At 69.1% G+C, this 9,705-nt stretch carries 12 protein-coding genes; 4 read left to right on the plus strand and 8 right to left on the minus strand.

Annotated features, from left to right (window positions below; all coding sequences use genetic code 11):
- Positions 1–4 precede the first annotated feature (4 nt).
- Together ACFPUZ_RS08520 and ACFPUZ_RS08525 are read right to left on the minus strand one after the other, a co-directional pair.
- Positions 5–997 carry an N-acetylglutamate synthase, CG3035 family gene (locus ACFPUZ_RS08520; RefSeq protein WP_377001499.1) on the minus strand — a complete coding sequence of 331 codons (993 nt, stop codon included), beginning with the start codon at positions 995–997 and terminating at the stop codon, positions 5–7.
- Complete coding sequence (locus ACFPUZ_RS08525; protein WP_377001500.1) at positions 998–1,582, minus strand: peptide deformylase; 585 nt, start codon at positions 1,580–1,582, stop codon at positions 998–1,000.
- On the opposite strand from ACFPUZ_RS08525, the gene ACFPUZ_RS08530 reads away from it, so the two are divergent.
- From ACFPUZ_RS08530 to ACFPUZ_RS08545, 4 genes are read left to right on the plus strand one after another with little or no spacing between them, the layout of a single operon-like run.
- Positions 1,581–1,862, plus strand: a complete 282-nt coding sequence (locus tag ACFPUZ_RS08530; protein ID WP_377001501.1) for a DUF3263 domain-containing protein — start codon at positions 1,581–1,583, stop codon at positions 1,860–1,862. The genes ACFPUZ_RS08525 and ACFPUZ_RS08530 overlap by 2 nt on opposite strands.
- A gap of 5 nt (positions 1,863–1,867) precedes the next feature.
- Positions 1,868–2,458, plus strand: a complete 591-nt coding sequence (locus ACFPUZ_RS08535) for a LytR C-terminal domain-containing protein (RefSeq protein ID WP_377001502.1) — start codon at positions 1,868–1,870, stop codon at positions 2,456–2,458.
- Entirely contained in the window at positions 2,458–3,597 is a 1,140-nt protein-coding gene (locus ACFPUZ_RS08540; protein WP_377001503.1) for a glutamate--cysteine ligase, read from the plus strand. The genes ACFPUZ_RS08535 and ACFPUZ_RS08540 overlap by 1 nt, the downstream gene beginning before the upstream one ends.
- Positions 3,590–3,967, plus strand: coding sequence for a hypothetical protein (locus ACFPUZ_RS08545; protein ID WP_377001504.1), 378 nt, complete (start codon positions 3,590–3,592; stop codon positions 3,965–3,967). The genes ACFPUZ_RS08540 and ACFPUZ_RS08545 overlap by 8 nt, the downstream gene beginning before the upstream one ends.
- Here ACFPUZ_RS08545 and mnhG read toward each other — a convergent pair.
- From mnhG to ACFPUZ_RS08575, 6 genes are all read right to left on the minus strand, one after another.
- Positions 3,964–4,344, minus strand: coding sequence for a monovalent cation/H(+) antiporter subunit G (gene mnhG / locus ACFPUZ_RS08550; protein WP_377001505.1), 381 nt, complete (start codon positions 4,342–4,344; stop codon positions 3,964–3,966). The genes ACFPUZ_RS08545 and mnhG overlap by 4 nt on opposite strands.
- A gap of 2 nt (positions 4,345–4,346) precedes the next feature.
- Positions 4,347–4,622: a monovalent cation/H+ antiporter complex subunit F gene (locus ACFPUZ_RS08555; RefSeq protein ID WP_377001506.1), complete on the minus strand. Its 276-nt coding sequence runs from the start codon at positions 4,620–4,622 to the stop codon at positions 4,347–4,349.
- A 2-nt stretch (positions 4,623–4,624) separates the two neighbouring features.
- Positions 4,625–5,134, minus strand: a complete 510-nt coding sequence (locus tag ACFPUZ_RS08560) for a Na+/H+ antiporter subunit E (protein ID WP_377001507.1) — start codon at positions 5,132–5,134, stop codon at positions 4,625–4,627.
- Entirely contained in the window at positions 5,131–6,873 is a 1,743-nt protein-coding gene (locus tag ACFPUZ_RS08565; protein ID WP_377001508.1) for a Na+/H+ antiporter subunit D, read from the minus strand. Before ACFPUZ_RS08565 ends, ACFPUZ_RS08560 begins: the two co-directional genes overlap by 4 nt.
- A complete protein-coding gene (locus ACFPUZ_RS08570) occupies positions 6,866–7,360 on the minus strand; it encodes a Na(+)/H(+) antiporter subunit C (RefSeq protein WP_377001509.1) in 495 nt (164 codons plus the stop codon). The genes ACFPUZ_RS08565 and ACFPUZ_RS08570 overlap by 8 nt, the downstream gene beginning before the upstream one ends.
- On the minus strand, positions 7,361–9,705 hold a 2,345-nt coding region (locus ACFPUZ_RS08575; protein ID WP_377001510.1), incomplete at its 5' end, for a Na+/H+ antiporter subunit A.

The following is a 9,705-nucleotide window of genomic DNA, read 5'->3' on the forward strand; positions in this document are numbered from 1 at the left end:
CGTCTCAAGCGCGCAACTGCGCGTAGCGGTGCCGGTGGTGCTCGACGAAACCGAGCTTGGCGTACAGCGCCCGGCCCGCCGCGTTGGAGGCGATGACCTGCAGGTAGGCATCGGTGGCGCCGCGGGACGCACCCCAGGAGAGCATGGCGGCGCCGAGCAGGGTGCCCAGGCCGCGGCGCCGGTGCTCCGCCGCCACCTCCACGGCGGAATAGCCCAGCCACAGCCGCTCATCCCCGGAGGAGGTCAGGGTCCCGCGGGTGATGGCGACCGTCTCCCCGGAGGGGGCCAGCAGGCGCCCGAAGCCCATTTCGCCGTCGATCTGGTCCTGCAGGAGGCGCAGCGCCTCCACCGGCAGGGGGCGTCCCCGGAAGTGGTAGAGGGCGAGCCAGTCCGCGTCGGGCTGCTCGTCGATGCGGAAGGTGTACTCGGAGCCGGGCAGCTCCGTGGGGGTGAGGGACCGGGCCATGACGATGATCTCCGGGCCCAGCTCCCAGCCCCCGGCCGCGACGAGTTTCTCCGCCGGGGAGCCGATCCGCTCGGGGATGAGGATGGTCACGGGTAGTCCGTGCCGCCGGTAGAAGGCGGTGATCTCCTCCATCGGCACCGCCCCGAACCCGGCGGAGGGTCCCAGCGGGGCCGCGGAGTTGGAGCGCTCGGTGATGCCGTCGCCGGCGCGCATGAGCCACTGGCCATCCGTGGTCCACGTGTGCTCGATGCCGGGGAAGGCGCGGGCGGTGGCGGTCTCCACCGCGCGGATGTCGGAGTTGCGGATCCGCCGCGGGGAGAGCTTCTTCACCACCGTGATCAGCTCTTCGGGGATCTCCAGGGGCGCGGCCTCGGAGACGAAACCGCCCACCGACTGCGGCCGCACCACCAGCGGGGAGACGCTCACCACGTGGCCGATGACATCGGAGAGGTGCCCCGGCGTGTCGGGGAGCCGGCGGCGGACGACCACGCGGTCGCCCACCGCCACGTCGTCGGAGCGGAAGATACCCATCTAGTGCCCGAAGGGGTCCTCGTCCTCGCCCGGCATCCACGTGTGCCCGGCCTCGGTCCACCCGTACGCCTTGATGGTCTTCTTCGCCTGGCGCTTGTGGCGGCCGATGAGCACGTCGGTGTAGAGGAATCCGTCGAGGTGGCCGACCTCGTGCTGCAGGCAGCGTGCGAAGAAGCCGGTGCCCTCGACCTCGATCTCGTTGCCCGCGGCGTCCAGTCCGGTGACCTTCGCCCAGCTCGCGCGGCCGGTGGGCCACGTTTCGCCGGGCACGGAGAGGCAGCCCTCGTCCGCGGTGCCGTCGTCGGCGGGCATGGTCTCGGGGATCTCGCTGGTCTCGAGCACGGGGTTGATCACGCAGCCGGTGTGCTGCACGCCCTCGTCGTCGGGGCAGTCGTAGACGAACAGGCGCCGGCCGACGCCGATCTGGTTGGCCGCCAGGCCGACGCCGTGGGCGACCTCCATGGTCTCGTACATGTCGGCGATGAGGGTCTGGATCTCCTCGCCTCCGATGTCGGCGGGGTCGACGGGCGTGGTCGGGGTGTGCAGCACGGGGTCGCCGTGGATCACAATCGGGCGGATCGTCATGGCCTACAGTTTAGGCATGTCCGGCCTGAGTGAATCCGATGCCCGCCTCCTCGCCTTCGAGGAACGCGCGCCGCGTTCGGCCGGAGTGAAGGAGGAGCTGATCCGCGCGGAGTTGGGGATGAGCCCGGTCCGTTACTATCAGCGTCTCAATCTGCTTGTCGACGTCCCCGCGGCCATGTCCGCCCATCCGGTTCTGCTCGGCCGGCTGCGGCGGATCCGGGACCGGCGGGCGAGTGAACGCGCCGCACGTGATGAGCCGCAGGGCCGTGCTTTAGACTGACCCCTGTGACGCATGTGAATCCGGAGAATCAGTCAGAGTCCACCACCAGTTCCGGCCTGCCCCTGCGGGGCCTGGCGATGGTGCTCATCGCCGTGGCCGTCCTGCTGGTGATGTGGGGGCTGTACGCCGCCACGCAGAACCAGGATTCCGGGGGAGAGCAGGCCGCCCCCACCACGCCCGCCGTGACAACGGCGGCGCCGCAGTCCACCCCTACCCAGACCGAGACTGAGCCTGAGACGGTGACCGAGACCGAGACCAGCGCACCTCCGGAGACCCCGGCCCCCGCTCCTGCCCCGCAGGAGACCCCGCGCCTCAACGTCATCAACAACTCCACCGTCCCGAACCTGGCGGCCGACGTGGCGGACCGCCTGCGCGGCGACGGTTTCGAGGTCGGCGAGGTGGGCAACATGGCCGACCACATCCTCCCCGAGAACACAGTCTTCTTCCAGCCCGGCAACGCCGACGCGGAGCAGCGCGCCCGCGAGCTGGCGGAGCGGGTCGGCGGCGTGGCCCGCGAGTACGAGGGCTTCCTGCCGGAGCGCACCGACGGCCGCAATGATCTGACGTTGGTGCTGGTGAATCAGGTGGCCCTCTGATGGCTCCGGCGCCGATCCCGTTCCGCCGCTCGCCGCGCCCGACGCTCGGCGTGGAGTGGGAGGTCGCGCTCGTCGACCCGGAATCCCGGGATCTGGCGCCCAAGGCGGAGGAGGTCATCGACCTCGTCCGGCGCAGCAACCCGGAGGTGCACCTGGAGAAGGAGTTCCTCCAGAACACCGTCGAGCTGGTCACCGGCGTCCATGACACGGTGCCGCAGGCGGTGGCGGAGCTGGCGCACGATCTCAACGTGGTGCGCGACGCCGCGGATTCCCTCGGGCTCAAGGTGTGGGCCTCCGGGTCGCACCCCTTTTCGGACTGGCGGAAGAACCCGGTGAGCGCGAAGATGAGCTACGCCGAGATCATCAACCGCACCCGCTACTGGGGCTCGCAGATGCTCATCTGGGGCATCCACGTGCATGTCGGGATCTCGCATGAGGACCGCGTGTGGCCGATCATCAACGCGCTCATGACGAAGTACCCGCACCTGTTGGCGCTCACGGCGTCCTCGCCGGGCTGGGACGGCATCGACACCGGCTACGCCTCCAACCGCACCATGCTCTATCAGCAGCTGCCCACCGCCGGCCTGCCCTACCAGTTCGCCACGTGGTCGGAGTGGGAGTCCTATATGCATGACCAGGGTATTTCCGGGGTGATCAACCACACCGGGTCGATGCACTTCGACATCCGCCCGGCCCCGAAATGGGGGACGGTGGAGGTACGGGTCTCCGATTCGACCTCCAACCTGCGGGAACTGGCAGCGGTGGTGGCACTGACGCACTGCCTCGTCGTGCACTACGACCGCATGATCGACCGCGGGGAGGAGCTGCCCATCCTCCAGCCCTGGCACATCGCGGAGAACAAGTGGCGCGCCGCCCGCTACGGCATGGAGGCGCTCGTGATCACCAGCCGCGACACGGACGAGCGCTGGGTCACCCAGGAACTCAGCGACCTGGTCGACGAGCTCTCCCCCCTCGCCGAGGAGCTGGGGTGCCTCCCCGAGCTGCACCTCATCCCCGAGATCCTCGAGCGCGGGGCCGGCTATCAGCGGCAGCGCCGGATCTTCGAGAAGTCGGGCGGCTGGCGCGAGGTCATCGACGCCACCTGCGCCGAGATGGAGGAGATGGTGCCGCGTGACTGACGTCGTCTTCGTCCCCACCCTCGGCCGGATGCCGGACACGTGGACCGAGGTCATCCGGCTGCTGCCCGCCGACTGGACGCCGTGGCTGCCCAATCCGGCCCTGGGCGGCCTCGAGCAGTACCTGGACAAGCAGGAACTGCGCCGGGTGGTCCTCGTCGGTCACGGCACGGGCGCGCTCGCCGCGCTGGCGTTGGCCACGGCGCAGCCGCAGCGCGTCAGCCACCTCGTGCTCGCCAACCTGCCGGGGAGAGGGTTCCTCCGCCGGCGCCGGGAGGTCGACGCCCCCGTGCCGACGGTGCGTATCGACGTCCCCTACGACCGCGATGCGGCCGCCTTCGTCGCCGCGCTCGGCGACGCCCTGGGGGCTTAGCGCCGGCGGATGGAGCGGTCGGCCGGGGCGTCGTTACGCGACATGTCCTCCCGCTCGCCGTACAGGCCCTCGCGGCGCGAGACGCGGCCGAGGCGCTGGGCGGTGACGGGGGAGGTCATCGCGGCGAAGATGACCAGGAGAAGGAGCACGCCGAGATCGCCGCGTTCGGCGATCCCGAACTCCGGGTCGCCCGTGACCTTGAGCAGCGCGCCGAGGATCGTGAGGATGAGCCCGGTGGTCTGCGGCTTGGTGATCGCGTGGATGCGCGACATCGTGTCGGGGAAGCGCACCACGCCGACGGCGGCGGAGAACACGAGGAAGCCGCCGGTGATGATGAGGACGAGGGACGTGATGTCCGCGAACAGTGTGAAGGTCATGGTTAGCTACCGTCCCTCTTGCGGAAGCGGGCGACGGACACCGAGGCGATGAAGCCCAGCAGCGCGATGACGAGCATCGCGTTGGCGACGGTGGTGTCCAGCGTCCAGCAGATGTAGGTGGCCAGGGCGCACTGGAGCATCGCGACGAAGCCGTCGAGACCCAGCATCCGGTCCATGGAGTTCGGTCCGATGACGATCCGCCACGTCATGATGATGAAGGACACGGCGAAAAACGCGGAGGGAATCAGCAGGAAGGCGGTGTAGAGCTCGTGGTTCACGCTCAGCTCCTCTCGAAGATGCGGATCATGCGGCGCTCCAGGGTGGCGATGGTCTCCAGCTCGCGGGCCAGGGCGGCCTCGGTGCCGGCGTCGAGCAGGTGGACGGTCCACATGCGGTTGGCGATGTCGATGTCACTGACCGAGCCGCCCGGCTGGAGGTTGTAGAGGACGGTCGCCAGGGACAGGACCAGCTCGTTGGACACCCGCATGGGCACCTTGACGATCGCGGACTTCGGCGGGGCCGCCGGGCGCAGCGCCAGCCACGCCACCTTCACCGACGCCACGCCCAGGTCGCGGAACCAGCCGAGCATGTGCAGCGCGAGCAGTCCCCAGTGGACGCTCAGGCCGGCGATGGGCATGGCCGGCAGCGGCAGGGCGAAGACGATGAGCGAGCCCACCAGCAGACCCGAGATGAGGTTCGCCCAGGTGAATTCGCCCATGAGGAGGCACCACATGACGGTGATCCACACGATGAACCAAAGGCGGAAACGACGGCGGAGTCCGGAGATCACGGCTGGGCCTCCTCGGTGGTGGTCTGGATGGCGGGCTGCGGCTCGGGCAGGAGGTGGTCGCGGTTGCGCAGGGTGTCGGAGCCGTCGTCGAGACGCTGCTGGTCGAGGGTGCGGCTCGGGTTGTCGGCGGTGGTGCCCAGGACGGCGGAGCGGTAGATGCTCACGTCCTGCGCGCTCTCCGCCGCGCGTCCGGTGACGCCGGCGATGGGCCCGGCCAGCACCGTCACGGCGAGAGAGGCACCGATGAGGGTGGCTGTCGACGCGACCATGCCGAAGGGCATGCGGCCGACGTCGTCACGCTCGACGAACTCGACCTCGTCGGTGATGTCGGCCAGGGGGGCCGGGCGGGCCATGGCGACGTTGCCCTCGGGGGCGTCGGAACGGTCGCGCCAGAAGCCCTTGGACCACACGAGCACCATGACGTAGAGGGTGAGCAGCGAGGTGACCACGGCGCCGCCGATGAGCAGCCACGCCATGAAGCCACCGACGTTGGCGCCGGCCTCGATGAGGATGATCTTGCCCAGGAACCCGGAGAACGGCGGGATGCCGCCCAGGTTGAGCGCCGGGATGATGTAGAGCACCGCGATGACCGGGGCGGTGTACGCCAGCGAGCCGAGGCGGCGCAGCGAGGACGTGCCCGCCTGGCGCTCGATGAGGCCGACGACGAGGAAGAGCGCCGTCTGCACGAGAATGTGGTGCACGGCGTAGAAGATCGCCCCGGACAGGCCCTGGGAGGAACCGAGCGCGATGCCGAAGATCATGTAGCCGATGTGGCTGACCAGGGTGAAGGACAACAGTCGTTTGATGTCGTTCTGCGCCATGGCGCCGAGGATGCCCACGATCATCGTGGCCAGACCCACCCACATGAGCAGCCCGTCGAGGGAGCCGTCGGTGAACACCACCGAGCGCATGCGGATGATGGAGTACACGCCGACCTTGGTCAGCAGGCCGGCGAACACGGCGGTGACCAGGGAGGGGGCGGTGGGGTAGGAGTCGGGTAGCCAGGCGTCGAGGGGGAAGACGGCGGCCTTGATGCCGAAGGCGACGAGCAGGGTGCCGAAGATCGCCGCCCGGGTGCCGGAGGGCACCTCCTCCATGCGCATCCCGATCTGCGCCAGGCTCATCGTGCCCACCGCCGCGTAGACCATGGCCAGGGCGAAGAGGAAGATCATCGACGAGACCATCGACACCATGACGTAGGACACGCCGGCGCGCACGCGCGAGGGCGAGGCGCCGAGGGTGAGCAGCACGTAGGAGGCGACGAGGAAGACCTCGAAGCCGACGTAGAGGTTGAAGAGGTCACCGGCCAGGAAGGACATGTTCACGCCCATGCTCAGCAGCATGTAGGTGGGCAGGAACACGGCGACGGGCTCGTCCTTGCCGCCGTCGCGGATGCCCTGGCTGATGGCGTACCACATGACGCAGAACAGGACGACGGAGGAGACGGTGAGCATGACCGTCGAGAGGCGGTCGGCGACGAGCGTGATGCCGATCGGTGCGTCCCAGCCGCCGAGCTGCACCGTCTGGATGCCCTCGAGGTCCACGACCATGACCATGGACGCGGTCAGCCCGATGAGGATGAGCAGGGTGCCCAGGGCGATGGTGCGCTGGATGTGCGGGTGCCGCCCGGCCAGCAGGGCCAGCGCCGCGGCCACCGCCGGCAGGATCACCGGCAGAGGGATGAGGAACGGCATGTACGGCAACAGTGCGTCCACGAAGGGGGTGAGTGTCTCAGTCATCAACTTCTCCCTTCACCGGAGCTTCGAAGAATTTCGGACCGAAGGAGTCTCCCTCGGAGGTGACGCGCCCGGTGTCCGGGTCATCGGAGGCGTCGTGGTCGGGGGCGGCGCTCGCCGTGGCGGGGCGCGCCGCGATGGCGGCATCCTCGAGGTCGTCCTCGATGACGTCCGCGGTGCGGTAGCGGTACTGGCGGTAGGCGAGCGTGAGGATGAACGCCGTCAACGCCATCGCGATGACGATCGCCGTGAGGATCATCGCCTGCGCGAGGGGGTCCGCGACGTTCGTCTCGTCATGCACCAGCGAGGAGCGCCCCATGATCGGCGGGGATCCGGCGGAGCCGCCCGCCTGCAGGATGAGCAGGTTGGCGCCGTTGCCGATGAGCATGAGGCCGAGCATCATCTTGGTCATCGCGCGGTCAAGCACGAGGTACACGCCCGCCGAGACGAGGGTGCCTGCCGCGAGCAGCAGGAAGAGGTTGGCCACCATCTACTTGTCTCCTTCCGGGGCGCTCAATGCTTTGCGACGTTCCGCCGCCCGCGCCATCGATCGCGCCCGATCGCGGGCGCGCTGTTTGCGCATCTCCTCCTCCTGGTCGAGCTGGCCGCCCAGGGAGGAGAGGATGTGCATCATGAGGCCGACGACGATGAGGTAGACGCCGGCGTCGAAAAGCAGTGCCGACGGCAGGGACATGTTGCCGATGAGCGGCAGATCGACCGAGTCGTACCACGACGTCAGCGGCGGGTGGCCGAGGAACATCGGCCAGATCGCCGCCAGCGCCGAGAGGAACAGGCCCGTGCCGAGGATACGGCCGGAGTCGATCGGCAGCGCCTCCTCGAGCTCCGCGCGACCACCCGCGACATAGCGCAGGGTGAAGGCCAGCGCGGCGACGAGGCCGCCCGCGAAGCCACCGCCCGGGGCGTTGTGCCCGGCGAAGAAGAAGTACACCGAGAGCGCCATCATCGACGGGAAGAGGATGCGGGTGGCCACATCCACCATGAGGGAACGGTTCTGGGCCCGCTCCGTCTCCACACCCGCGGCCAGCCATCGACGACCGGTGACGGTCAGCGTCGGGCGGCGCGAGGAACGGTTGAAGGAGCGGGTGCGGTAGATGAGCGAGGACACGCCCGTCGCCGCGATGACCAGCACCGACACCTCACCGAAGGTGTCCCAGGCGCGCAGGTCGACGAGGAGGACGTTGACGGCGTTGGCGCCGTGCCCGATGTCCTGCGCCAGGTCCGGGATGAACGTGGCGATGGGCACCTGGGAGCGGGCGTTGATGGCGAACATCGTCACCACCGTCACCGACAACCCGACCGCGATGGACAGCCACGCGCGGATGCGGTTGGCCTTCGGGCCCGGGGACCATTCGGTGGTGGTGGGCAGCTTGCGCAGCACGAGCATGAAGATGACCATGAGCACCGTCTCCACCAGCGTCTGCGTCAGCGCCAGGTCCGGCGCGCCCTGGAGCGCGAAGAGGACGGCCAGGGCGTAGCCGGTGACACCGACGAGGATGACGCCTGAGAGACGGTTGTCCATCCGGGTGGCCGCGATGGCCGCCACGATGATGATTCCCGACGCCAGCGCCTGCCACGGGGAATCCCACAGCACCATGCGCACGTCGGGACGGTCGCCGAGGACGAGCACCACCATCGGCAGGGTGATGAGCACAGTGAAGATGATCCCCAGGTTGACCACCAGCGAACCACGCTGCGTGGAGGCCGTCAGGCGCAGGGAGATGGTGCGCAGGAAATCGAGCACCGAATCGTAGGCGGCGTCCGCGGAACCCAGCGCGGGCTCCTCGAACTGCGCCCGGGCGATGAGCGTCCGCTGCCAGTGCAGCACGACACCACTGATGATGATGACGATGGACAGCAGCAGCGGGATGGTGAACCCGTGCCACAGAGCCAGGTAGGAGCTCTTCTCCCCTGGGGCCAGCGGCAGGACGTTGTCCAGGTGCGCGGTGATCGCCGCCGACAGCGGGCGCGGGTAGACGCCGAAACCGACGGTGCAGGCGGTGAGGATGAGCGGGGCGATCCACAGCGTCGGGCCGATGGCGTGCATCCGGGCCACCGCCTCGGAGGTGCCGCCGCCCGACTCATGCTCCGCGGGCTTCGTGGCGAAGGCGCCGTAGAGGAAGCGCAGCGAATACGCCATGGTCAGCGCGGAACCGACGACCACCGCCACGAGCATGAGGTTGCGCGGCATGCCGACCAGCAGCTCTTCGTGCATGACCGCCTCGATGACGGACTCCTTGGCCACGAAACCCAGCAGCGGCGGCATGCCCGCCATCGACAGCGCCGAGATGATCGCCAGCGTGGTGATGAAGGGCTGCCGCTTCCCCAGGCCCGAGAGCTCCCGGAGATCGCGGGTGCCGGTGGCGTGGTCGATGGCACCGACGATCATGAACAGGGTGGCCTTGAACAGCGAGTGCGCGAACGTCAGGGCCAGGCCGGCGAGCATCGCCTCGCGGGAACCCACCGCCACCACGGCCGTGATGAAGCCCAGCTGGGAGACCGTGCCGTACGCCAGGACCAGCTTGAGGTCCTGCTGCCGCAGCGCCATCCACCCCGCCATGAGCATGGTGAACAGGCCCAGCGGGATGACCACCAGGTGCCACGTGGTGACCACGTGGAAGTCCGGGGCCAGGCGGGCGACCAGGTAGATACCGGCCTTGACCATCGCCGCGGAGTGGAGGTATGCGGAGACCGGGGTCGGGGCGGCCATCGCGCCGGGCAGCCAGAAATGCCCCGGGGCGATGCCGGACTTCGTGAGCGCACCCGCCAGGATGAGGACGATCGCCGCCGTGATGTGCGGGGTGTGGAGGATCTCGG

Origin of the sequence: Corynebacterium nasicanis (genome assembly GCF_042658165.1) — a bacterium.
Taxonomy (GTDB): domain Bacteria; phylum Actinomycetota; class Actinomycetes; order Mycobacteriales; family Mycobacteriaceae; genus Corynebacterium; species Corynebacterium nasicanis.